This window comes from Paenibacillus agri (assembly GCF_013359945.1).
In the GTDB taxonomy this organism is placed as follows: Bacteria; Bacillota; Bacilli; order Paenibacillales; family Paenibacillaceae; genus Paenibacillus_AQ; species Paenibacillus_AQ agri.
Genome location: NZ_JABWCS010000219.1, coordinates 222,387 through 246,999, shown reverse-complemented (window position 1 = coordinate 246,999; position 24,613 = coordinate 222,387). Strand labels below are relative to the sequence as shown.

Sequence of the window (24,613 nt, the reverse complement as noted above, 5' to 3'; positions counted from 1 at the left end):
TGCTTTCATAATATTAATAATAGAAAATAAGTTCGTTATTATTTCAAAAGCGTTACCGACTGCTGCTGCGGGTTCCATTTCACATTAATCCCGAACAGTGCAGGCACGCTACTCAATGGAATCAACAGTCGGTCATTCACATTCCGCGAGGGCAGCATGGTAACACTTGTACCATTAACTACAGCCTTATCAGACAATGGCTTATGCGTCACCGATCGGTTTCCGATCGCTATGGTCAGCTCACCTGTTCCGGCGTTACGGTTCATCGTTCCTCCGCTCAGAGTCACCAGTTCTTTCAACGGAACGTAGACCCGGGATTGTTCGACGACAAACGGTTCTTGCAATTTCGTGGAAACCCCGCCCACGATGAACGTTCCGGGAACAAGAGTCTTCCCTACAGCATATCCATGATTGACCGCAATGCTCTCCATATCGGCAGAAGTCGAAATAATAACAACCGTAGTATTCTTGGAGATCCGTGGATACAACCAGCGAATATCTTCATTATGCATGCGGATGCATCCGGCACTTACATATTTTCCAATAGATGATTCGTTATTATTGCCGTGAATCGCATAAGTAGTGCCTTTCGTCCCGTTCACTTCCAGCCCGAGCCAGCGGTCACCCAGCGGATTGGAAGGATCTCCTCCAGGAATCTTCTCTTTATAATAGGGTCTGTTCTGGATTTTGACAACAATCTTGAAGCTGCCTTCCGGGGTTAAAGCTTTGGTCTTACCTGTAGCTACCGGGAAAGTCTTCTCCAGCTTCCCACCGCTGAAATACGCCAGCTTGTTGGTTTTCTTGTTCACAATTAGCAGGTCCGTGCTGGCGGATGCTTCCGCCACGCCCCCTATGCAGGCTGTGAACAGCAGCCCGAGCACAAGCATAAGCCCAAGGGTCCGCTTCAGAGAAAGCCGCAAACGGCCTTCCGTCAAACAAAAATTCATGTACGCACCTCCGACAAGTCTTTGAGTGTTTCCAGATGAAACACTTTTATTTACATACGAAAACCAGCCGTAATTGTTGCACCACGACCTGTACCTATTTCGTTGCCCTTGTCCACGTTGGATCTACCGCTTCTTTCCCGAACCAAATGCGATAACATAACCGTCCACCAATCCGGCACCACAGGGCTAGTAAATAATGGGGCTACAGAATAATCCAAATTGCTGCAAGTCATAATAAAAGCGCATTATAAACCGAACCCGCCAAGGAGGCTACCCAATTGAATTCAAATCTTTCCAGCCAGATCAACCAATGTGAGCAAATTATTCAGCAACTCGTGAACCAAACGCAACAAGCCAGCCAAAACTACCAGCAACTGCTGCAACAGGAGCAGCAAAATGCAGTAAGACTCGAAGAAATTGCTCAGCGTGAACATAAAGCTGCCCAAATGATTCAAAGTGCGCTGCAAGGTCATCAAACGGCCATCCAGCAAATGCAACAGATCTCTCAGATCTGTAGACAGCTCGAGAGCAGTGCACAGACCAGCAGCTACAATACTTCAGTGCCAAGCTACACTCCATCCTTCACCCCGTCTTATAACCCGTCGTTTAACCAGCAGCAACCCCTGCATTCATCACAGCATTCTCCGATGCATTCAAGCAGTAATATGGGGAACAATTCAGGGTATTCGAGTCATTCCGGATACAACACAGGTTACAGTTCCGGCATGAACCATTCCATCCCGAGCAATTCCATGCAAAACAACAACAGAAGCTATCAATAAACAGCTTACTGCTGTAAAAAAGGGCGAACGGGTCACCGTCCGCCTTTTTTCTAATGCTGATCATCTGGTCAGCGTTCTACCGATCTACCGACCTGCTAACCTACTGACCTGCCGGCTTTCATAAAGCCTTCTACTATACAACCAGGCGGCCTCTCTTCTCGGCCAGACTAATCGTTGCCTCCACTCCGGAGTTGAACTCCAGAAAGTCACTCTCCACACCGTCACTGAAGATTACCCCGTTCTCCGGCATCTGCGAAGTGATGCGCAGCGGACTCTCCTCACCAATCTGTCCAAAAACCAATTCGGCAGAGGTGGCTCTGCTGGGAAATGGCTCTCTTACCGTGAAATACAGCTTGGAATGATCCCAGGGCAGCCTGATTTCCGGCGGATCCTGAGTTCCTGTAGCAGCATTACCTCTGCTGCTATCCGTATCTTCCAACATAGACATTACCTTCATTTCTGCGGCCCTCTTCGATATACCAGCAGCCCCAGCCAGCACGCTTTTGAGCCAGCCAGTCGAGCCAAGCCCAGTCGATACGATAACCCCGCTGGAGGATTGCTGCTCTGTCTGCCCGCTAACCTGCAACTGGTAACGGGCGGACACATGTGTATTTCGGCCAATGAACAGATCGTTGACGCCGTAGAGACTTTGCCCATCGTTAAGCTGAGCCTTGGCTAGTGTTACTTCTGTCAGCTGACGTCTGCCGCGAAGTACATCTGGAATGATCAGTTTCAGATCCTTGACCGTAAAGGGCAATAGCACTCCGTCCCAGCGGCCTGGGTCGGGATTAACTCCAATCAGCGGCTGGCCGTTCAGGTATTTGAGGATGTTAGCGACAAGTCCATCCTGCCCGACAGCCACCACTGTATCCTCTTCTCCAAAGATAAAATTCGGGACATGCTGGCGGTCCAGCACCTGCACCCGCCCCAATGCGCCAAGCTCAATTACGGCTTGTTGCACGGCTGCCCGATAATTAAAGTCTTCAGACACATAGTCGCTGAAGTCTGCCCCCAGCCGCTCAATATAGAACTGGGCTTGCTGGATCGTATTGTAGCGGACGACCAACTCCTCCAGCCGGGTCTTGCGTTTCACCAAAACAATCTTGTTCTCCGATCTTGCGCCACTCATCGGCCTCCCGCCCCTCTGCCCGCTGGCGCAGCGATGCCGTCAGGCTTCGCGATCAGTCCTTGCAGCAGATCCGGCGTGATATTAAGCTGCCCGATCTTTCCGGCATTGCCGGCCAGATCCTGGAACGCGATGGCGATCAGCTTCTCGGGATTCATGCCGACCTGGGTCAAGGCCTGCAGCACATTTGGTGCCACATTTTGCAGCGAGTTCATGATGGCCGACAGCTCATAGGCACGGGCATCTGCTTCTGCTTTTTTATTGGCAATGGCCAGTTCAATCAGTTCCTGCTTCTTCTCTTCCAGTGCCGTATCGAAGCTGAGCTGTTCTTCCTTCATCTGATTCTGCTTCTGCTTCACCGCACGCTCGGCGTCCAATTGCGTCTCCCGGATCTGTTTTTTCTTCGTCTCTACAGCGATCTCGGTGCTCAGCTCATTCTCCTTAACCCGTCTCTCCTGTTCAATCGAAGCATTGCGCCGCTCGTACAGCGCATTGTCGGCATCGCGAAGAATTTCTTCTCTAGCCTGCGCTTCCAGCGCCCGCAGCGTCTCCTTGTTCGGCACGATGGCCAGAATCGACAAGCCCATTAGTTCAATACCCAGCTTCTCAATCTCATCATTCCTGGCGATTTCCTGTGTAATGCTCCGGGCCAGACGTTCACTGGATTGAATGGCATCCCTGAGCGGAAGCTGCTCCATTTGCTTTTTTGTCAGCACTTTGGCGATATTAATGACCCGTTGGGCCAACTTGCCGGGATCATCGGAGAGGTACGTATTTTTTTTCAGGTTATAGGTGTAATTCAAAATTTGCGTTGTTTTACGGTAATCGACGATCCGATAAGTAAGCTGCCCCTGTACAGTCACAGTCTGATAGTCATGGGTAATTTCCTCGAATATGAACGGAACATCTATCGACGATACCGGAACAACAACCACCGAGGTCGTAGGCGCATAATAATGAAAAGAAAGACCGATACCTTCACGGACGACTTTGCCGTTCTTCACCTTCAGTACATATTCACTGGGCTGGAATTTCACAAATCTGAATCCGAACATGGACAAAACCTCCTGTTATTAACTTTTTGTTATTATCATCATGATATCACGTTATTTTGTTATTATCAATATGTTATTAACATTTTTATTGTTGAGTTGTTCATGTTCACTCTTTAAGTGACTCATCTCCACTATTTTGCACAAAATCAATTGTCCGCTTTAGGTTTGTCCATTGAGTCATGAAGCACATTCCTTTATGATATTTTCTATCGAGAATGATTATCATTATTGTTGATGGTCTTATATCTATGTGGGGGGACAAAATATAATGAAGCAAGTTAGACAATCCATAGCCGTATTATGCATGATCATACTGATGGGCACGCTGCTGCTGGCCTGCACCAGTAAGAACGAATCACAAACCAGCAATAATAAAGGGAACAGCACTAGCAACACCATTGCAGAGGCATCTTCGTCACCGGAAGCTACAACCGATACAGCTACAAAAACTGGCGGTACCCATTCGTATACAGATTACAGAGGACATACTGTAGAAATCCCAGATAACCCGCAGAAAATTGTCTTCTTCGGGGAGACATACGGCGACCTCCTCACTTTGGGTGTACAAGCCGTTGGCGCGTCCAAAGGAATGTATGAACACCAAATCTATGAAGATAAAGTTCAAGGCGTAGAGGATGTGGGCTTCCCAATCAACCTGGAAAAGACACTTGAACTGCAGCCCGACTTGATCATTTACTCCGTTACGGATGAAGCAGATTTTGAAGCGTTGTCCAAAATTGCGCCTACCGTCATCTTCGATACCTTTGCGCCGCTGAAGGAACGGATGCTGGAGCTCGGAACAATCCTGGGCAAAACAAAGGAAGCCGAATCCTGGCTGGCCCAGTACAAGGTAAAGGAAGCAGCTATGTGGGAACAGCTTAAGGCTTCCGGGATGAAGCCAGGTGAGACCGCATCGGTCTTCACATATTATCCCGGCGACCGTCTGTTCGTTATGGCCACTACAGGACTTTCACAAGTGTTGTATGAAGAGAATGGCTTTAAGCCGACTCCATTAATCCAGAAGGTGCTGGATGATAACAAAGGCTTCGAGGAAATATCCATGGAGCTGCTTAAGGAATACGCTGGTGATCGTATCTTCATCCTGAATCCGGTAGCGGACGAAGCCAAAAAATCCACGGAACAGCTGATTAACAGCCAGCTGTGGAAGAACCTCCCTGCTGTCAAAAACGGATATGTATACTTCCAGGATATCGAGCAGACATCTGCTGACGCCTCCACCAGAGAATGGCTACTCCAGCAGATTCCGAGTCTCATTTCTAAAAAGTAAAGCGGAGTCACTGCTATAGCAAACGACTCGAAGCCTATCAACATCTGTTGATCGGCTTCTTTATTTTATATACAATAGATATAATTGATAATGATTATCACTGAATCAAGGAGGACACTACCTATGCTTCACCCCACACCCCCTACCGCCCCACTGCATTCCTTACTGTTTCAACTGTCGGATGTTGAACTAAGAATGCAAACTGCCGGTACATCCTCCCAGCCAGCACCTGCTAAGCAGTATACTCTGCTCGTCTTTACCAGCGGTACAGGAGAGCTGCAAGCAGGCGACGAGACTGTGATGCTAAGAACAGAAGCATGCGTTCTACTCTCCCCCGGGGAGACTCTCCATATCTGCGACAACGAGACTAAACTCTATTACTATGAGGTTTGCTTTACATCTATTTATACCAGTGAAAGCAAGACACCTGTAGTGTATTCCCGCCGGTTGCTGACAGGCCGACGGGAACTGGTCGCCTATCCGTTCTCCAAGCTGATCCGGCTTGTGGAGGAATTGTACTCAAACCGCGTATATACCGATGAAATCAGCCACATGAAGCAGAACCTTAGGCTTCAAGAGCTTCTGCTGTTCTTGTTCGAGTATAATTTCCGTTCTGAAGACATAGAAAGTCCAACCCAGTCTGTTGAACGCACGATACGTTACCTTCAGGACCACTATATGGAGAACATTACAGTGAAGCAGCTGGCCCAGATTGCCGGCATGTCCATCTGGCAGTACACCCCAATCTTCCAGAACCTTACCGGGAGCAAGCCGTTAGAGTATTTGACTGATCTGCGGATTCAACACTCCAAGCAGTTGCTGCTCCACTCGGGTGAACCGCTGCGGGAAATCGCCCGCCAGGTCGGTTACACTGATGAGTATTATTTCAACCGCCGCTTCCGGCAGAGAACCGGGATCGCACCGGGTCAATACGCCCACTTCCATCGCCCAACCCGCCGGGTAACGGATTGGACTGGTCATGAAGTAGAGATTCCGGAGAAGCCCAGACGCATCATCTATCACGGCGAGACGATCGGCGATCTGCTGGCACTGGGGATCAAACCTATCGGTGGAGAAGATGCCTTCTCCTGGAATCGGGTCTACAAGCACCGACTGAAAAAGCTGGTCAATGTTGGCTTCCCACTGGATACCGAGGCGGCCGACTCCCTGAGTCCCGATCTTATCATTCTGTCCAGTGCCAATGATGAAGAGTACAGCCGCATCTCTGCCATCGCGCCGACACTAGCCTTCGACTCATTCGCTTCGCTTGAAGAGCGCCTCCGTATACTGGGAAGCTGGCTACATAAAGAAAGCGAGGCCGCAGCCTGGCTGGACAGCTTCAGCACAAAAAACGCTGCCTTGTGGCAGCGCCTGCATGCTGAAGAGCTGGTGAGACCGGGTGAAACGGCCTCTGTTCTGATTCACGACCATGGCAACCGCCTGTTTGCCATGGGATGCACAGGTTTGGCCCCGGCGCTCTATGCGCCAGGCGGCTTTAAACCTGTGGACAGGATCAGAAAAGAGATTCTGGACCAGGATCTTGGCTTCGGTGAGATTGAAGCTGGTGACTTGGCTTCCTACACAGGCGACCGTATCTTCATGCTCATCCCCGAACGGGAGGATTCCCGTTTGGCTATGGAAGAACTACTGCACAGTCCCGAGTGGGCAAGCCTCCCAGCTGTGCAAAACGACTTCGTTTACTTGCTGGACGAGGCTAAATGGAACACCGACGACGCCCTAACCCGGGAAAAGCTGTTGACATGGCTGCCCAAGCTGTTACAAGCTCCTGCTCCGGTAAGCCGATTACTTCAATGATCCCAGAATCCTGCGGATCTCGGTGACCCGCGACGCGTCCACCGGGCGCAGCGGGTCACCGTTCTTCCGAGCGGCGGAGCCAAAATGCAAACGGCGCACGCCCGTGTCGCGTACAAAATCGCTTAAGCCACTGGCGGTCAAGCCGCTGCCAGCCAGAATACGGAGCGGCTTTCCAGCGGTCAGCCGCTCCAGTACGGCTAACCGTTCCGCCCCTTCCGGGGCTGTCCGGCGGCCACCGGATGTCAGAATATCCGTAATCTGTGGATATCCAAGCAACACCTCCAGAGCCTCCAACTGGTCGGTCACTTCATCAAACGCCCGGTGGAAGGTAACCGGCACACCAGGAGCCTCCTCCAGAAGCGAAGCCAGTGCCCGCTCATCAATGGTACCATCAGGGCCCAACACCCCCAACACCAAGGACAACCCGCCCACCGATGCAATGTGACGGATATCTCTGCGCATAACTCTAAGCTCGGATTCATCATATACAAATGAGCGGGCATGCGGACGAATCATTACCCGGACCGGGATGTTAACGGCCGCTCGCACCTGCTCAATCAGGCCAAGACTTGGCGTTAAACCGCCTTCAGCGATGCCTGCAATCAGTTCTATGCGGTCAGCACCATAGCGCTCGGCTGTCACAGCATCCCCTAAGGTTGTCGCAATCACTTCCAATAGCATAGTCACTCTTCCCCCTATCCATGTCTTCCTGATGAATGCTGCTAATATGGCTTTATTTAATTTCTCTATAAGTTACAATAATCTACATTCATTGTACTGCGTTCCAAGGGACTTTTACAATTTTACAACAATTCAGGACTTTATTAGGTAAATAGTCGCCTCATAAATTTATATATATTACATACATATAACACAAATTATCTTGCTATCGAATTTTATTGTAAATATAGTTAACGTCAGTATAATGACAATTAGTATATTTCATCATCGTCATATTGAAAGGATGGGTCGCCCATGACTACCGAACCTATAATCACACTAGTAGAATCATTGACTCCAGAAATTGAACTTGGGTTAAGTGAAATGCTGATCTCTGTTGTGAATGATGGAGCTTCCATCGGCTTCCTCCCGCCATTAGACAAAGCCGAAGCCTTGGATTATTGGCGGAGCGTTTTGAGTCCTGGCGTCTTGCTCTGGATCGCGCGGGAAGGGGATACCATTACAGGTACGATCCAGTTGCAGCTGGCTAGAAAGGCCAATGCGCTCCACCGTGCGGAGATCGCCAAACTGATGGTTCACCCGGATCATCGCAGAAAAGGCATTGCCGGGCGGCTCATGGATACCGCCGAGGCTGCAGCTGCTGCAGAAGACCGTGAGCTGTTGACACTGGATACCCGTGAGGGTGATCCCTCCAACCTGCTCTACCAGTCGCGCGGTTTTATTGAGGCGGGCAGAATCCCGTATTTTGCCCGCTCCGGGAATGGAGAACTCCACACCACAGTGTTGTACTACAAAAAGCAATAACGAAGCACGATTTTATGAATAAACGGCAAGCCCCGGGAGTTGGGGCTTGCCGTTTATTCATGAGGATAAAGCTGATGATCTGCAAGCAGCGTTGCTGGGTCTTTGGTCATTTGACTCCCCTTTCGCCAAATGATAGGGTAGTTTCGAAGTAAAACTTTTTCCGGGAGGGAACATCATGACTGAAGTGAAGCTTACGATTGGCTACGACGAATTCGAAGAGGGTAAGCGGATTGGTGAAGAGATTGAAAAGCTCAGCCAGAGCGCTGAAAGTGCAGCACTGAGCAGCCTGATTATTGGCGATTGGGGACAGACCTATGAGAACAGCTCGGAAGAGGTGGTAGAGGCCCTTGTCCAGCACAGTGCAAGCTTCCCACTGCTTCGTAAGCTGTTCATCGGCGAGATGGACTCTGAGGAATGCGAGATTTCGTGGATTACCCAAAGTGATCTGTCGCCGCTGCTCACTGCCTTTCCGGAGCTGCAATCCTTCACCATTCAAGGCTCGAACAATCTGAGCCTGAGCCATCTGAAGCATGACAAGCTGGAGGAACTGAGAATCATCTGTGGCGGCCTGGGCAAGGATGTTCTTGCGCAAATTGCCGGCAGCAGTCTGCCGAATCTACGCAAGCTAGAGCTGTACCTCGGTGTAGATGAATACGGATTTGACGGCAGTCTGGAGGATATTCTCCCACTAATTGAACCCGGCAAGTTCCCCAAGCTCAACTATCTAGGGTTGAAAAATAGCGAGATGCAGGACGAGATCGCAGCAGCGATCGCAGATGCTCCAATTCTGGATCAGCTCGACACACTCGACCTGTCCCTTGGCACTTTAAGCGATACCGGTGCTGAAGCACTGCTCGCCAGTGATCGAATCAAGAAATTAAAAGCGCTGAATCTCAGCTATCATTATATGTCTAATGAAATGGTAGCCCGCTGGCAGCAGAGCGGACTGCCTGTCGATGTCAGCGATCAGCAGCAAAGCGATGATGACGAGGACTGGCGTTATCCGTCCATTACGGAGTAACGCCGAGATGCAGCCGCTGATCGTCATCGGCCATCCTGGCGACCGGCGGACCGAGGGCATCCGGCAGGCCAGGGAGAGGCTTGGCCTCCCGCCCGCCATCATCCTGCCCTACGCCGGACTGCTACAGGGCCGGTCTTTAGCTGAGCTGCTGGCAGAGCAGCAGCCAGCAATGGCCGACGCTGCCGGCAGGGGCAGCGTTTCCCCGCTGCTGCGCCTGGATTCGCCAGGCGGCAGCTTCGAGAGTGAGCGCGCCCTGATTGCCCTGGGCGCGCCGGACGCCCCGGATACCAGCGATGCGCTGTATCCAGGCTTCGAGCGGCAGCAGCACAGCTCGCTGCCGCCAAACACCGAGCAGCGACAACTCGATTCGCTGCCCCATAGCGCTGAGCGGCCACAGCTCCGCCCGCTGCCGCTCAGCGTCAAGGCGGCGCTCCGGCTGCAGGACCTGCCGGGCGTGCTGCACCATCCTTCCCAGTGGTTCCGCGGCTACTGCCGGCTGCTGGGAAGGTTGAAGCGCGAGGCGGCGGAGGCCTGGCCCGGCGCGGAATGGCTTAATGATCCGGCGGAGATTATCGCCATGACCGACAAACGGGAGACACAGCGAATTCTCGCAGCAGCGGGAGTTCCCGTGCCGCGCCCGCTCGGTGGCACTCAGCCCCCTGTGGACTATGCTTCGCTCCGTAAGAAAATGGCCGCGGAACGAATGCACCGTGTGTTCATCAAGCTGGCCTGCGGCTCTGCCGCTTCCGGCGTGATCGCTTATCAGGTGAACCCTTCCACTGGGGCGGAACTGGCGATAACAACCGTCGGGGTAGAATCCTTCATTACCCGCCCTCCGATCTATTATAATTCGGGGAAGCTGCGCCGCTATACCGATCGCAAAACCATAGAAGCCATTATCAACTGGCTCTATCGGCACGGGGCCTATGCCGAGCAGTGGGTGCCCAAGGCTAGTCAAGGCGGACGATCCTTTGATATCCGTCAGCTTGTCGTCTTCGGAGAGGCCTGCCATGCTGTGGCCCGCTGCAGCACGACACCGATCACAAATCTGCATCTGCGCAGCCAGCGGATGACACCCACCGAAGCCGGGCTATCCGAAGAGATGCTGGAACAAGTGCAGGAGACTGCCAGGCAGGCACTTGCTGCTTTTCCAGGCTCCGCAATTGCGGGGATGGATGTACTGGTATCTGGCAACCCGCAGCGCACATATATTGCCGATGTTAATCCATTCGGCGATCTGCTGTATGATGTGGAGTACCACGGCTACGGTACCTATGAATGGGAGATGAAGATGCTGGCTGACAGACCCCAGCCTTCCCTCCCTCAACATCGTTTATAAAGGACGGATCATCATGACAGATATGAACACTATTGTTGGCACCCATGACATCCTAATGATTACACTCGATACTCTACGTTATGATGCTGCCGTTCTGGAGGAAGAGAATTGTCCCAACCTGTGCGGAACCGGATCATGGGAGAAACGACATACGCCGGGAAGCTTCACTTATGCGGCTCATCACGCATTTTTCGGCGGCTTCCTGCCAACGCCTGCAACAACAGACAAGTCGGAACATATTCGCATGTTCCATTCCAAGAACACCGGGATGAAGACCCATCCCCATACCTGGCTGTTCGATACACCGGACATCGTCTCCGGACTGGCGGCTGAAGGCTACCGGACGGTTTGTATCGGGGGCGTTATTTTTTTCACCAAGAAGAATCCGCTCGCCCGGGTACTGCCCGGTTATTTTCAACAAAGCTACTGGCGTATGAACTTCGGTGTGACGAACCCCCGTTCTACAGAGCATCAGGTGAATCATGCCCTTAAAATTCTGGATACTGTGGATCGGTCACAGCGGTTATTCATGTTCCTGAACGTATCCGCGATCCATGGACCGAACCATTATTTCCTGCCAGGAGCCAAAAAAGACTCCGTCGACAGCCAGCGCGCTGCGCTCCGCTACGTCGATGGAGAACTCGGCCGTCTATTCCAGGCCTTCCGTGAGCGCGGCAATCCGACATTCTGTCTGGCCTTCTCCGACCATGGCACAGCCTATGGCGAAGATGGCTATCAAGGTCACCGGCTCGCGCATGAGACGGTATGGAATGTTCCATACCGCGAATTTATTTTGTGATACCAAATGGATTCCGAAAGGATGGAGAACAGTCTATGGCGTCATCGTATCATCCCCGGTTGCTCCATGGCGACGTTAGCCCGTCCCCCTCATCGGAGGAGCTTCTGCAATGGAAAAGCGGAATTACCGCTGATCCTTATCGTTCTTATCTGTATTCCTATCCGCATAAAACGGCTTACCGTGATTTGGAACCGCCGCTGCCCTTGAATGAACTATGGCGTGACGAACCTGCCGAATCGTTCTTTCTATACATGCATATCCCGTTCTGCGGTGCCCGCTGCGGGTTCTGCAATCTGTTCACACTGCCTGACAAACGGGCTGATGTGCACGCCCGCTATGTGGATGCTCTGGAGCGTCAAGCCCGGCAGTGGGCGCCGTTCACGGCCCATAAGCCATATGCCCGGTTTGCCATTGGCGGCGGCACCCCGACCTTACTTGCCCCGGATCAGCTCCGCCGCCTGTTCTACATTGCCACGGACATCATGGGGCTCGCAACAGACAAAGTCTCGATCTCGGTAGAAACTTCGCCAGAGACCCTTACTGTAGAAAAACTGGAAATTCTGAAAGACGCAAACGTAGACCGGGTCAGCATGGGCATTCAAAGCTTCGTCGCCTCAGAGTCGGCAGCAATTTACCGGCCTCAAGACCCTGACGTAGTGTACCGGGCGTTGGAGCTGCTGGGTCGATATGATTTTCCAATTCTGAATCTCGATCTGATCTATGGACTTCCAGGTCAAACCGTAGAGACTTGGCTGTATTCGCTGAACCAGACGCTGTCTTATAATCCAGGTGAAATCTTCATCTATCCCCTCTACACCCGTGAGCACACGATTGTGAAACCCGGCGATCTGGAGCGACAGGAGGATATCCGGCTACAGTGCTATAATGCTGCCCGCGAATTGCTTGAACGTCATGGGTACCGTCAGTACTCTATGCGCCGCTTCGCTAAAGAGACAGCCGAAAGTCACAAGCCGCTTCTGGATTACAGCTGCCAGGAAGAAGGGATGGTGGGGCTGGGGTGCGGAGCCCGCTCCTATACCCGGGGCGTACACTATGCCTCTCGTTATGGAGTCAGCCGCAAGGCTACGGAGAGCATCATCGCCGATTATGTAGCCGCAGAACGTTATGATACCGCCGATTACGGGATTGTGCTGGAGCCGGAAGAACAGAAACGCCGCTTTATCCTGAAGGCTATTCTGCACAGCGAGGGCTTGAAGCTGTCTCAGTATACTGAACGTTTCGGCACCCTGCTGTGGAGCGATTTTCCTGAGCTAGCTCTGCTCACCGACTCCGGATTTGGCCTTGTGGAGGACGATGTGCTGCGCCTGACCGGCGAAGCTCTAGGCTACTCTGACTCTATCGGCGACTGGTTTATTTCATCCAGCATTCGGGAGCGTATGGAAAGGTTCGTCCTCCCATGAAGGCCGTTCTCTATTACCGCGGGACCCTCACCTCCTGCAACTATGACTGCCCTTACTGCCCCTTCGGCAAAACACGGGATAGCGCCGCAACACTTGCCAAAGACCGTGAGGGCGTCGAGCGGTTCGTACAATGGGTAGGCGATCAGGGAACGTCCGGTCACCGCCTTTCCATCTTCTTCAATCCGTACGGAGAAGGCCTGACTCACCGCTGGTACAAGGACGCCATCACGACCCTTGCAGGTATGGAGCATGTCGATAAGGTGGCGATCCAGACCAACCTGTCGGCCAGATTGGATTTCACTTCCGGGCTGAACCCGGCCAAAGTCGCATTCTGGGCGACCTACCATCCCGGACAAGTAGAAGAAGAACGTTTTCTCGCCCAGTGCATGACCCTCTACAACAGCGGAATTCCTTTCAGTGTAGGCAGTGTGGGCGTCCGCAGTGCCTTTCCCGCTATAGCTTCGCTGCGTACCTCGTTGCCTGAGGACGTATACTTGTGGATCAATGCCTACAAGGATCGCCCGGATTACTACACGGCAGAAGACCTGACCTATCTGCGAGGGTTAGACCCGCACTTTGAAATTAATGCAACAGATTATGAAAGCCTCGGTAAATTCTGCAGCGCTGGCAGCACCGTCTTCTATGTCCAGGGAGCCGGACTGGTGAAACGCTGCTACAAAGACCGGGGTGTAATCGGCAACCTGTACCGGGACGGACTGGAAGGCCTCTCGGCCAAGCGGGCTTGCCGAATGAACGTTTGCGACTGCTATATTGGCTACATCCACATGCCCCATCTGGAGCTGCAGGAAATCTATGGCTCCGGGCTGCTGGAGCGAATCCCATACGGAGATATGAACCTATGAATGAGAACAAGAATACCGGATTTACATTGTGGCTAACCGGCTTGTCCGGTGCCGGCAAATCAACGATCGCCTCCAGACTGACGGAAGTGCTGGAAGAGCTAGGCCTACCTGTGGAATGGCTCGATGGCGATGACCTCCGGCAGCATGTCTGCAAGGGTCTGGGCTTCAGCCGCGAGGACCGGTTCGAAAATATCCGCCGCGCTGTCTATCTCGCAGGGCTGCTGAACCGTCATGACGTAATCACAATCGTATCTGTGATCAGTCCTTACCGCGAGATGCGGGAATACGCCAGGGAGACCCTGTCAGGCTTCGGCGAGATCTATGTAGACTGCCCTTTACAGGTTTGCGAGGAACGGGATGTCAAGGGACTATACGCCAAAGCGCGCCGTGGCGATATCCCCCTGTTCACGGGCATAACTGATCCCTACGAAGTCCCGGAACATCCGGAGCTAACCTTGCATACAGCAGAGCAATCCCCCGAAGAAAGTGTGGCTACTCTGCTGGAATGGCTCAAAAACAACAAGGGGATGTAATGGCCGCGTTAAATTTGCGAAATAGGAGCCCTGCCGGCATTTTCGGACAGGGTTTCTTTGCTGCATGTGGAAATAGAATGGGATAGCCTGACTAATCAGGTACACTAAACAAACCATTGGAGGGACAGCATACCGATGACTTCAATTATAAACTTTGCCCACCGCGGCGCATCCGCCGTCTGCCCGGAGAACACGATGGCGGCCTTCCGCAAGAGCCTGGAGCTGGGAGCGACCGGAATCGAAACTGACGTTCAAATGTCTAAGGATGGCGCACTCATTCTCATTCATGATGAAACGCTGGAACGCACCACAAACGGCACCGGTGCTGTGAAGGATCACACGCTGCGCGAGCTGCTAAGCCTTGATGCCGGCTCCTGGTTCGGCAAATCCTTTGCGGGGGAACCACTGCCGCTGCTGGAAGACCTCCTCGAGCTGCTCCACAAGACCGACACCATTCTCAATATTGAGCTTAAAAACGGAGTGTTCCCGTACCCAGGCATGGAGGAGAAAGTTATCGCCGCTGTCCGCGAATGGGGAATGAGCGACCGGGTTGTCATTTCGAGCTTTAATCACTACTCTCTTGCTTATTTCCACTCCCTGGCACCGGAGATCCGCACGGGTATCCTGTACATGGAAGGCCTGTACCGCCCTTGGGATTATGCCGCTACACTTGGTGCTGCTGCGCTGCATGCCAACCACTATGCAGTACTGCCGGAATTCGTATCAGAAGCTGCGGCACGCGGTGTCGTCTACCATCCATTCACCGTTAATGATCCTGAGCGGATGAAATACCTGATCGATGCAGGTGTAGCCGGCATCATTACGGACCATCCTGACATTCTGGCCGGACTGCTGGCTGCCAAAGGAGTGTGACACGGTGAAAAAGGTCTGGCTGCTCGGCTTCGGCTTTTTCAGCATCAGCATTACGTGGAGCTTATATAACGCGTTTGTTCCTTTTTTCCTGGAAAAGTATGTGCACAGTGTAGCTCTGATCAGCTTTATGATGACCATTGATAATTACTTTGCGCTGTTCCTGCAGCCGTGGATCGGCAACCGCAGCGACCGTACAGTAACCCGCTATGGGCGCAGAATGCCCTATCTGTTAATCGGTATGCCCCTGGCCGCTGTACTGACGATGCTGATTCCGTTCCACACCGGACTATTCACCTTGCTACTCTTCATGATGCTCATGAATCTGGCGATGAGCCTGTACCGTTCGCCTACTGTGGCGCTGATGCCCGATATTACACCAGATAGCCAGCGGACGAAAGCGAACGGATTAATCAACTTCATGGGTGGAATCGGCTCCATCCTGGCCTTTGGTGTGGGATCTATCCTGTATGATTCCAGCCCGGCATTGCCCTTTATTGTGGCCGGACTGATTACACTACTCTGTCTGCTAGTTGTATCAAGATTTATTAATGAGAAACGGGACCGGGTGAAACATACAGCTATGCCTCCTGGTGAAGCATCAGCCGAACCCCCTCTTATCGGCGAAGAGAATTCAATACCGAGTTCTGTACCACTCACTGCCAAAGCTAGACGCATCTCATTTAAAAGCCAATTGGACCGGACCACCCTATTTCTGCTGGCTGCGATTTTCTTCTGGTTCGTTGCTTACCAAGGGGTGGAAACGCTGTTTACGCTGTATGGCAAACATCACCTTGGCCTTAGCGAAAAGGCAGCATCCTTCTCACTCACCTTCTTCTCACTGGCCTTTGTGCTCTTCGCCATTCCCAGCGGCTGGCTGGGGGGGCGGTTCGGCAAGAAAAAAGTCATCATTACCGGTGTATGCGGTCTGATGACTGTGTTTGCGCTTGTAGGTGTGGCAGAGAATCTGCTTATACTGCGGGGACTGCTAGTGCTGGGGGGCATCTTCTGGGCCTGCATCAACATTAACTCTTATCCTTATCTCGTTGCTACAGGAACTGAGGAGAGCATCGGCACACGGACAGGAATGTATTATCTGGTATCCTCCCTGGCCGCCGTCGGTTCTCCGCCAATTCTCGGTCTATTAATTGATCTGCTTGGATATTCTGTTCTGTTCTATTGCGCAGCCTTTAGTATGGCGGTGGCTCTGCTCTGCCTGCTATTAATCAAGGGACGTAAGAGTACGGCCAGTCCCTACCGCGCCCCCGGTGCCTGATCAACGGAAACCCGTGGTGTTACACTGTGAACTATTAAGATGTCATTCTATTTGACATTCAATGTGTTGCTGGCCGGTTTATATACGGAGTAACGTCCCGTCCCGAGCTGCTTCGCATTATACATGGCGATGTCGGCCTCCCTGAGAAGCTGGTAGCGGTCTACCTTACCGTGACTCATGGCGATACCTATACTTGCTGATACGAACAGATTATGCTGTTCCAGGCTATATTTTTTGGCGGTCTTCTCCAGAATACGGACAGCGAGCTGCTCCGCTTCCTTCTGGCTGTAGCGCTTGGCAATAATGACGAACTCGTCTCCACCGATCCGATAAATATGACGCCGCCCCTTACTAGAGAACTGGGCCAGCTTGCCGCCGACGGCTTCCAGTAATAAGTCACCTACATGATGGCCGAGCCTGTCATTGATCGATTTGAAACGGTTCAGGTCGATAAACAATACCGCAATCTGTTCATTTTCCTTGCAGTGGTCCCAAAAATGGTCCATACCATTCTTATTCAGCAGCCCTGTTAACGCATCCTTATAGGCCAGCTCCTTGAGCTGGTCTCTTTCTGCCATAATCAGCATGATTCTGGAGCACAGGAACATTAGAAAAGCAATGGTTATGGCGTAAACCGCCGAAGAGATCATTAGATTCTGTCCGGTTTCGTCAGTATGTGGACTGCGCACGCGTCCGAGGATATGCATCCCCCATATGCCGCAGCCGTTTATAATAATGACTATGCCGGTGTACATGGCCCGGACTCGCTGGGACTTGCCTGCATAACCCTGAAGCAGCCGCAGTGATGCATAGGCGGCTGACACAGCAATGAGGACGGAGCACACAGTTAATATAAATACTCGGGTTTCTTCCATGCTGCATCCACACAACCTTTATTGAATATTAAAAATGCGGATAATAATATTTAAGTATAACATAAGCCATCTCAACATTTTCTGAACAAGTCTGTCAAAGGGAGCTGAAAGAGTGAAACTGGAACCCCGGAGAAAATCACGGCTGGCCTTACTGCACAATGGTATTTCGAAATAGATCCGGCTGCTCATCTGAACGTTGATGCATTGCTGTAAAAAATGGCAGTCCGCTATCAATCGCGGACTGCCATTTTAATAATTTCACAAGGGAATTCACTTATTGTGTGAACAACTACCTCTAGCCACTCAGATGCTCGATACAGTTGTAAAGCTCGCAACTCCAGATGCCATCTGTTTTAACTACCCGAGTAATAGAGGTGTTCTTGAGCAGATCATTAACATCCAGACCGGGAATAAGCCCACGCAACGTGTGGCGCAACAAAGCGCCATGGCTGACTATCAGCACATTTTTGCCCGGGTGTCTCTCCGCCAGTTCTTCGATTGCCTGCCGGCCTCTCTGCTGGGCAAAATCAGGATTCTCCAGACCAAGATCAAGCGCTTTCCAGTCTTTTCCCCAGCGGTCCACACGCTCCTGTTCATTGGTGCCTTCAATAAGTCCCCCGTCCATCTCGCGCATACCTGGTACGAGACCGGCAATTTCCATACCTAGTCTCCGGCTGATAGCCTCCGCCGTCTGTCTTGCCCGGAGCAAATCACTAGAGTAGAGATAATCCCATGTCTCTCCGCTGAGTCGTTCAGCAATCGCTTCTGCCTGCTCCAGCCCCTCCTCATCGAGCGGGTTATCTGTAATGCCCTGGACCCGGCCTTCCTTGTTCCAGAACGTGCTCCCGTGCCGTATCAAGCCAATTGTGGTCGTCATTGCATTACCTGCCTTTATGCATTATATATTCCATGATTACTTAAAGTATAAACTATGACGGCTGCGGTTGCACATGGCGGTTCCCCTAAGCGGTTCTCTAAACCAAAATACAGGGGGTTCTGCCTGCGCTCCAAACGGTATGAATTGACGGTTGCGGGGACCAGTTATATGATAAGTACGCCCAAGATTATGCAAATTGGGCCATATTATCCTAATTGACAGCATTAGATGCTGCACAGACCAAAGGAGATACATACGGATTATGAACATGAGAAAAACATGCAGTTCACTGATTTTGACCGCCGCCCTTCTACTTCCAACGCTCACCTCGGCGCCTTCGTCCGCCGGTGCGGCCCCCGCACCCAAGACTCTGGTATACGTTGACAAGGGTAACCATTCTTACATTCCCCTCCGCTTCCTGAATGGCTTTGATGGAATTAAGGCTGGATGGAGCGCTGCCGGAGACAAAATTGAAATTACCAAGGACGACAATGTCCTCACGCTTGCACCTGGACAAGTCGGAGCCTCTTTGAATGGTAAAGCAACAACCACTACGGAACGCGCTTTTACAGATAACGGCACTTTATATGTCCCCCTGTCTGTAGTCAGCAAATCACTGGGATTGGGGCTAAAGTGGGACGCGCCATCCTCTTCCATTACGATCGCTAGCGGGGACGTTTCCTCCACCCTGCCTGTACTTAGTGGCGCACTGATCCCCGCGGAGAGTCAAGGGGTAGTAGCGGCTGCCAAGAGCGTTAAGGTCGGAAGCCGCAGCTTCCAAATCCAGACGGTCACCGTCTCTCTGCTGCATCCCAAGGTCAGACTGGATATGGTCCTGGCTGGAAATACAGTTGGAAAAGTAGAGGATCTGAACAGCATTGCCAAGCGCAGTGGTGCCATTGCTGCTGTCAACGGAACTTTCTTTGATGCCTATACCAAAGGATCATATAAAGCTCCTTACGGATATATCGTGAGCAACGGTAAGCTGCTCAAAGACAGCCCGGCCGATCGCAGAGCCGTCTTCGCTTACGATAAGAATTACTTGGCCGGACTGGTAGCTGGTCTTGATTTCAAGGCTCGCTTCAACGCCGGACAAGTTGAGGGTGCTGTTCAAGCTGGCCCGCGTCTGCTGCTTGACGGCAAGGTATCCCTGAATGTGGCGGCCGAGGGCTTCCGCGATCCCAAGATTCTGACCGGCGGCGGCGCGCGCAGCGCACTGGGTCTGACACGCGACCATAAGCTGATTATTGTGACCACAGGCGGTGCTACCATTCCGCAAATGGCAGAGATTATGAAGCAGGCTGGCGCTTATCAGGCGATGAATCTGGATGGCGGAGCCTCCAGCGGGCTATTCTACAATGGAAAATATTTAACCTCGCCTGGGCGCCAGATCAGCAATGCCCTGATCGTCAAATATCAATAATTTCTGCTGTTGCCTTTACTCTGAACCAAAGGAGACCTGAACATGGAGACGATTTTCATTGTTGAGGATGACGCCAAGCTAGCCACCCTGCTGAGTGCCTATCTTACCAAATATGAATTCCGGACCGTTATCGTAGACGATTTTAACAGTGTCCTGGAGGACTTTAAGCAAAGCGCTGCCGATCTCGTACTCCTGGACGTCAATCTGCCTAGGTATGACGGGTTCTACTGGTGCCGCCAAATCCGCAAGTTCTCTCTATGTCCCATTCTCTTCATCTCCGCCCGGGACAGCGGAATGGATCAGGTTATGGCACTGGAGAACGGCGCCGACGATTATATTACGAAACCCTTTCACTACGAGGTCGTACTAGCCAAAATCCGCAGCCACCTGCGCAGGGCCTACGGTTCCTATGCGCAGACCCAGGAAGAACGTACACTGCGGTCGGGTGGGCTGATCCTTTATCCGGAGCGGTACGTTGTGCAGTATGCCGGGGAAACTGCCGAACTGACTCAGAAAGAAGCTGTTTTGCTAGAAGCACTTATGCTCAAGGAAGGCCGTGTCGTCAGCCGGGAGCGACTGCTGGACCTCATGTGGGAAGACCAGCATTTCATTGATGACAACACTTTGAACGTATATATTACCCGGGCCCGGAAAAAGCTCAAGGAGCTGGGGCTAGAGGACATCGTGGAAACTGTGCGGGGCGCGGGCTACCGTCTCAGCCTTGGTGACAGCAGCCTATGAAGCTGTTCTGGAAGAATCAACTCCCCTTGCTGCTGTTCTACCTGCTGCAAATGCTGCTAGTACCCGTGCTGTACTGGATATCCGGGGAGAACAGGCCGCTCTCCATTGTGCTGTACGGTATGCTGATTAGTAGTGTCATTCTGTTGCTTTACCTGTGCTACCGTTATGTACAGCACCGCCGGCTATATGCTGTACTGAGTCTGCAGCAGGAGCCTCCTTCCAAGGATCACCTTGCGCCGCTCGGTGACTCTCCACTGCCAGAAGCAGTCAATGAGTTGATGCAGCGGATGGATCGCCATTATCAGGAGCAGCTTAACATGCATGTCACGCGGATGGATCAGCATATCGTCTTCATGAACCGCTGGGTTCATCAGATGAAGACGCCGCTATCCGTGATCCAACTCACACTCCAGGATTTGGAGGACGATGCTGCTGCCAGCATCCAGGAAGAGGTGGAACGGCTCCGTAAAGGGCTGGAGATGGTAATCTACACTTCCAGGCTGGAACGTTTCGAAGAAGACTTTCAGGTGGAAGCGCTACTCCTGCGTCAGACGGTGAGCACGGCGGTCTCCGAGAACCGCCGGCTCTTCATCCGGCGGGGCATTCATGCCGAGATTCGGGTAGACCCGGACCTCTCGGTGTACAGCGATGCCAAATGGCTGATGTTCATGCTGAGTCAGCTGCTGACCAATGCTGTTAATTACACCTCCGGCTCTGGTAAAACGGTGATCATCACAGCAGAGCGTCAGGGCCTGGATACAGTCCTTAAGATCTCGGACCAAGGTATCGGTATATCCCCGGAAGATCTGAAACGGGTATTCAATCCTTACTTCACCGGCGAACGGGGACGCCAATACCATGAATCTACCGGCATGGGTCTCTATCTCGTCCGCGAGATTTGCGCCCGGCTGGGACACCAGGTAAAGCTGGAGTCCCGGGTTCAAGAGGGAACGACCGTACAGATTATTTTCAGCGGCACTGCCCAAAGATAGTACCCCAAGGGTCATCCGTAAAAAGCCACTTGCGGCTTTTTACGGATGACCTCTTTTTTAACGCTGGATTCAGAGATTAATCCCCTATGCAAAACCTTAATCCAGAATGAGGAATATGATCCGGGGAATAATACAGCCGCACATCAAAACCCGCCTCAAGGAACGGCCTTGCCAGTAATACGAACATAACCTTAAAGGATATGTAAGATTATGTTAAGGTAATTCCATAGCACACACCTGCCCCATTCCTGTACATTGATAGCAGGAAGTCATGCCTCTTGTCCCTTTAAGCGGCAAGAGCGACATTAACGCTTGAGACAGGAAAGGAATGAAACGTCATGAACGTATTGGAAGTTAAAGCACTTAATAAAGTATATCCCGGTAAAGTGCTCACCCAAGCGCTAACCGATATTCATCTCAGCATCGAAAGCGGTGAGTTTGTTGGCATTATGGGCCCGTCCGGCAGTGGCAAAACCACCCTGCTAAACATGGTCTCCACCATTGACCAGCCCACTTCGGGCGAAGTGAACATCAATGGCAGCAATCCCTACCGGATGAACAAGAAGGAGCTCGCCCATTTTCGCCGCAGACAGCTCGGCTTCGTCTTTCAGGACTTTAATCTGCTGGAAACGTTGACCGTAGCGGAAAATATTGTGTTACCGTTAACCCTGGATAACCGTAAGCTCAGTGAAATGGAAGCATTACTGCAAAAGGTGGCTGGACAACTTAATATTACGGGTATCCTGAACAAGCGCACCTATGAAATTTCCGGTGGACAACGGCAGCGGACGGCCATCGCCCGCGCCATTATCACCTCGCCCGCAATTATTCTGGCCGACGAGCCAACCGGGGCACTGGATTCAAATTCCTCCCGAATCGTGATGGAGTCGCTGGAAGAGATCAACCGCAAAGACGGCGCCACCTTGATGCTCGTGACCCATGATCCGCTGGCAGCAAGCTATTGCAACCGGATCGTCTTTATCAAGGACGGAAAGCTCGCAGCCGAGATTCATCGCGGGGATAACCGGCAGGCGTTCTTCCAGAAGATCATCGATACACTTTCATTCTGGGGAGGGAATAGTCATGAACTTTCCTCAATTCGCGTTTAATAATGTCCGGCGCAATGCCAGGGCGTACATCGCCTATTTTCTGAGTAGCGCCTTTATGGTCATGGTCTTTTTTGCATATACCGTCTTCATTTATCATCCGGATGTAGCCAATAATTCCATGGGACCTAGTGCCGCAATCAGCATGAAGGTAGCAGCGTCTATTGTATATGTGTTCGCCTTTTTCTTCGTTATGTACTCCATTGGAACGTTCCTTAAATCGCGGAATCTGGAATTCGGGCTGCTGACTATTCTGGGTGCACGTCCGGGGCAGATCAATAAGCTGGTCTTTCTGGAAAATATGCTGATTGGTCTGCTCGCAATTGTCACGGGAATTGGAGGCGGCATGCTGCTCTCCAAGTTCTTTCTGCTGCTCAGTACCAAAATCATCGGCATTGATGAGCTTCCGTTCTATCTGCCTCTCAAGCCAATGCTGATCACAGCGGCTTCCTTTGTCGCTTTGTTCCTGGTGATCTCGATCTTCACCCTGCTGTTCATTCGTAAAAACAGAGTGCTGGAGCTGCTGCAAGGCAACGCAAAACCTAAAAAACCGCCTAAAGCCTCCATTCTGTTATCTCTGTTTGGCGCCGCACTGCTTACGACCGGATTTTTCGCGCTGCGCATAGAACTGAACCCTGTGACCATTATTCTTGCCGCCGTAACGGGAATCGCTGGAACGTATTTCTTCTACTCACAGCTGTCCGTACTGTTCATGCGCCTGCTCCAGCGCAGCAGGAAGTCAACTTGGCGCGGTACACGTCTGCTCTGGGTCTCCGAGATGAGCTATAAGCTGCGCGATAATTCGCGGATGCTCTTCCTGATTACAGTGGTTACCGCACTCGCCAGCATGGGCGCGGGCGTCGTTCTGTCGATCAACCAGGCTGGCAGAGATATGTATTTTGGCAATCCTTTTGCCGTGACCAAGACCTTCTACAAGGCGCCTTCCGCCGAACCTGACCGGAGTGAAATCCATCGCGAGCTAAAAGCGGCAGGCGTTGCGTATACAGAGACGAGAATCGATACGCTGAATGCCACACTAGCCAATTCTGGCGGGGACGGAAATAGACCCAAAACCCTTTATTTGCTGGGTTTGGCCCAATATAAGGAGCTTGCAGGGGTACTCGGATTCCCGGCGATTAATAGCCTGGGTCCCAATGAGGCTGCTCTGATCGCCAGTACGGACAGCATCATCTCTGATTATATCCGCAAGGGCGGAATCACTATGAAAGAACATCCAACAGAGACGCTTGCCGTTAAAAAGACCATTATTTCAGATCAAGCGGATTTCCTTAATAAAAGCACTCCTATTGTGATCATCCCAGAATCCACACTGGAAACGATTCGGGCCGCCAAATCAGCCAAGGTTGGAAGGGAAATTACGCCTTATATAGAGTATCTCTACAAGGTTCCGGCATGGGATAACGGATCTCTGCCTACAGCAAGCAGCCAAGAAGCTATTGTCGGGGAGAAGCTGGGTAAGATTAATGCCGAAAATCGGAACAATAACAGCGGTGGGTTGACTTCCTACCTAATGGCTCGTGGGGAAAACTATCTATTATTGAAGCAAAGCACAGCCATGGTCAGCTTCGTCAGCATCTTTGTAGCACTAATCTTCTCGGTCGCATCCGCCAGTTTCCTGTATTTCAAACTGCACAGTGAGCTGGCCGCAGATATCCGCATGTACCGCGCGCTGTCCAAAATTGGGCTAAGTACCGGAGAGATGTCTGCAGTTGCAACCAAGCAGATTGCTATCCTGTTCTATATCCCTATCTTCATCTCGGCCATTCAAAGCCTAGTCGTGATCAGTCCAATTCTCGGTCAGATGGGGATCGTTAATGTAGTTGAGCCCGTCCTCGTCACCTTTGCCGCCTATCTCGTTCTGCAAAGTGTGTTCTTCCTCATCGTGAAATCACGCTATATTCACAGTCTTAAGAAAATGATGGTTTAATGGTAAACTGAAAAACCTCCTGCTAATGCTA

Annotated in this window: 23 protein-coding genes; 17 read left to right on the top strand and 6 right to left on the bottom strand. The window is 51.7% G+C overall.

Annotation, left to right across the window (positions count from 1 at the left end; genetic code table 11):
• Positions 1 to 38: 38 nt before the first annotated feature.
• Positions 39 to 947 carry a L,D-transpeptidase family protein gene (locus HPT30_RS24855; RefSeq protein WP_246317415.1) on the bottom strand — a complete coding sequence of 303 codons (909 nt, stop codon included), beginning with the start codon at positions 945 to 947 and terminating at the stop codon, positions 39 to 41.
• A 278-nt stretch (positions 948 to 1,225) separates the two neighbouring features.
• On the opposite strand from HPT30_RS24855, the gene HPT30_RS30120 reads away from it, so the two are divergent.
• Entirely contained in the window at positions 1,226 to 1,729 is a 504-nt protein-coding gene (locus HPT30_RS30120) for a hypothetical protein (RefSeq protein WP_246317413.1), read from the top strand.
• A 133-nt stretch (positions 1,730 to 1,862) separates the two neighbouring features.
• Here HPT30_RS30120 and HPT30_RS24845 read toward each other — a convergent pair whose 3' ends face one another.
• Positions 1,863 to 2,858 (bottom strand): diacylglycerol kinase catalytic domain-containing protein, encoded by a 996-nt coding sequence (locus HPT30_RS24845; RefSeq protein ID WP_175373983.1) that lies wholly within the window; start codon positions 2,856 to 2,858, stop codon positions 1,863 to 1,865.
• On the bottom strand, positions 2,855 to 3,910 hold the full coding sequence (locus HPT30_RS24840; protein WP_175373982.1) for an SPFH domain-containing protein: 1,056 nt from the start codon (positions 3,908 to 3,910) through the stop codon (positions 2,855 to 2,857). Before HPT30_RS24840 ends, HPT30_RS24845 begins: the two co-directional genes overlap by 4 nt.
• Positions 3,911 to 4,178: 268 nt before the next feature.
• Here HPT30_RS24840 and HPT30_RS24835 point away from each other — a divergent pair, with 268 nt between their 5' ends.
• Both HPT30_RS24835 and HPT30_RS24830 read left to right on the top strand, forming a co-directional pair.
• Positions 4,179 to 5,198 (top strand): ABC transporter substrate-binding protein, encoded by a 1,020-nt coding sequence (locus tag HPT30_RS24835; RefSeq protein ID WP_175373981.1) that lies wholly within the window; start codon positions 4,179 to 4,181, stop codon positions 5,196 to 5,198.
• A gap of 123 nt (positions 5,199 to 5,321) precedes the next feature.
• The gene (locus tag HPT30_RS24830; RefSeq protein WP_175373980.1) at positions 5,322 to 7,013 is read left to right on the top strand and encodes a helix-turn-helix domain-containing protein; all 1,692 of its coding nucleotides are present in this window, start codon (positions 5,322 to 5,324) and stop codon (positions 7,011 to 7,013) included.
• On the opposite strand, the gene HPT30_RS24825 is transcribed toward HPT30_RS24830, so the two are convergent.
• Positions 7,002 to 7,694 carry a copper homeostasis protein CutC gene (locus tag HPT30_RS24825; protein WP_175374057.1) on the bottom strand — a complete coding sequence of 231 codons (693 nt, stop codon included), beginning with the start codon at positions 7,692 to 7,694 and terminating at the stop codon, positions 7,002 to 7,004. The genes HPT30_RS24830 and HPT30_RS24825 overlap by 12 nt on opposite strands.
• Before the next feature lie 294 nt (positions 7,695 to 7,988).
• Here HPT30_RS24825 and HPT30_RS24820 point away from each other — a divergent pair, with 294 nt between their 5' ends.
• The 9 genes from HPT30_RS24820 to HPT30_RS24780 all read left to right on the top strand — a co-directional run bounded on the left by HPT30_RS24820 (position 7,989) and on the right by HPT30_RS24780 (position 16,620).
• On the top strand, positions 7,989 to 8,498 hold the full coding sequence (locus tag HPT30_RS24820) for a GNAT family N-acetyltransferase (RefSeq protein ID WP_175373979.1): 510 nt from the start codon (positions 7,989 to 7,991) through the stop codon (positions 8,496 to 8,498).
• 175 nt (positions 8,499 to 8,673) lie between these two features.
• Positions 8,674 to 9,519, top strand: coding sequence for an STM4015 family protein (locus HPT30_RS24815; RefSeq protein ID WP_175373978.1), 846 nt, complete (start codon positions 8,674 to 8,676; stop codon positions 9,517 to 9,519).
• Positions 9,479 to 10,858 carry an STM4014 family protein gene (locus tag HPT30_RS24810; RefSeq protein WP_246317411.1) on the top strand — a complete coding sequence of 460 codons (1,380 nt, stop codon included), beginning with the start codon at positions 9,479 to 9,481 and terminating at the stop codon, positions 10,856 to 10,858. Before HPT30_RS24815 ends, HPT30_RS24810 begins: the two co-directional genes overlap by 41 nt.
• A gap of 13 nt (positions 10,859 to 10,871) precedes the next feature.
• A complete protein-coding gene (locus HPT30_RS24805) occupies positions 10,872 to 11,657 on the top strand; it encodes an STM4013/SEN3800 family hydrolase (protein ID WP_175373977.1) in 786 nt (261 codons plus the stop codon).
• A 35-nt stretch (positions 11,658 to 11,692) separates the two neighbouring features.
• A complete protein-coding gene (locus tag HPT30_RS24800; protein WP_175373976.1) occupies positions 11,693 to 13,078 on the top strand; it encodes an STM4012 family radical SAM protein in 1,386 nt (461 codons plus the stop codon).
• Entirely contained in the window at positions 13,075 to 13,941 is an 867-nt protein-coding gene (locus tag HPT30_RS24795) for an STM4011 family radical SAM protein (protein ID WP_175373975.1), read from the top strand. The genes HPT30_RS24800 and HPT30_RS24795 overlap by 4 nt, the downstream gene beginning before the upstream one ends.
• Positions 13,938 to 14,474, top strand: coding sequence for an adenylyl-sulfate kinase (cysC, locus tag HPT30_RS24790; protein ID WP_175373974.1), 537 nt, complete (start codon positions 13,938 to 13,940; stop codon positions 14,472 to 14,474). Before HPT30_RS24795 ends, cysC begins: the two co-directional genes overlap by 4 nt.
• 135 nt (positions 14,475 to 14,609) lie before the next feature.
• Positions 14,610 to 15,347: a glycerophosphodiester phosphodiesterase gene (locus HPT30_RS24785; RefSeq protein WP_175373973.1), complete on the top strand. Its 738-nt coding sequence runs from the start codon at positions 14,610 to 14,612 to the stop codon at positions 15,345 to 15,347.
• A 4-nt stretch (positions 15,348 to 15,351) separates the two neighbouring features.
• On the top strand, positions 15,352 to 16,620 hold the full coding sequence (locus HPT30_RS24780; RefSeq protein WP_175373972.1) for an SLC45 family MFS transporter: 1,269 nt from the start codon (positions 15,352 to 15,354) through the stop codon (positions 16,618 to 16,620).
• A 47-nt stretch (positions 16,621 to 16,667) separates the two neighbouring features.
• Here the strand turns inward: HPT30_RS24780 and HPT30_RS24775 are convergent, their stop codons facing one another.
• Both HPT30_RS24775 and HPT30_RS24770 read right to left on the bottom strand, forming a co-directional pair.
• The gene (locus HPT30_RS24775) at positions 16,668 to 17,495 is read right to left on the bottom strand and encodes a GGDEF domain-containing protein (RefSeq protein WP_175373971.1); all 828 of its coding nucleotides are present in this window, start codon (positions 17,493 to 17,495) and stop codon (positions 16,668 to 16,670) included.
• A gap of 295 nt (positions 17,496 to 17,790) precedes the next feature.
• Complete coding sequence (locus tag HPT30_RS24770) at positions 17,791 to 18,372, bottom strand: histidine phosphatase family protein (protein WP_175373970.1); 582 nt, start codon at positions 18,370 to 18,372, stop codon at positions 17,791 to 17,793.
• Positions 18,373 to 18,634: 262 nt separating this feature from the next.
• Here HPT30_RS24770 and HPT30_RS24765 point away from each other — a divergent pair, with 262 nt between their 5' ends.
• The 5 genes from HPT30_RS24765 to HPT30_RS24745 all read left to right on the top strand — a co-directional run bounded on the left by HPT30_RS24765 (position 18,635) and on the right by HPT30_RS24745 (position 24,582).
• Positions 18,635 to 19,795: a phosphodiester glycosidase family protein gene (locus HPT30_RS24765; protein WP_246317410.1), complete on the top strand. Its 1,161-nt coding sequence runs from the start codon at positions 18,635 to 18,637 to the stop codon at positions 19,793 to 19,795.
• A 42-nt stretch (positions 19,796 to 19,837) separates the two neighbouring features.
• A complete protein-coding gene (locus tag HPT30_RS24760) occupies positions 19,838 to 20,536 on the top strand; it encodes a response regulator transcription factor (RefSeq protein WP_175373969.1) in 699 nt (232 codons plus the stop codon).
• Positions 20,533 to 21,528, top strand: coding sequence for a sensor histidine kinase (locus HPT30_RS24755; RefSeq protein ID WP_175373968.1), 996 nt, complete (start codon positions 20,533 to 20,535; stop codon positions 21,526 to 21,528). Before HPT30_RS24760 ends, HPT30_RS24755 begins: the two co-directional genes overlap by 4 nt.
• 338 nt (positions 21,529 to 21,866) lie before the next feature.
• Positions 21,867 to 22,637 carry an ABC transporter ATP-binding protein gene (locus HPT30_RS24750; protein WP_175373967.1) on the top strand — a complete coding sequence of 257 codons (771 nt, stop codon included), beginning with the start codon at positions 21,867 to 21,869 and terminating at the stop codon, positions 22,635 to 22,637.
• On the top strand, positions 22,612 to 24,582 hold the full coding sequence (locus tag HPT30_RS24745) for an FtsX-like permease family protein (protein WP_175373966.1): 1,971 nt from the start codon (positions 22,612 to 22,614) through the stop codon (positions 24,580 to 24,582). Before HPT30_RS24750 ends, HPT30_RS24745 begins: the two co-directional genes overlap by 26 nt.
• Positions 24,583 to 24,613 lie beyond the last annotated feature (31 nt).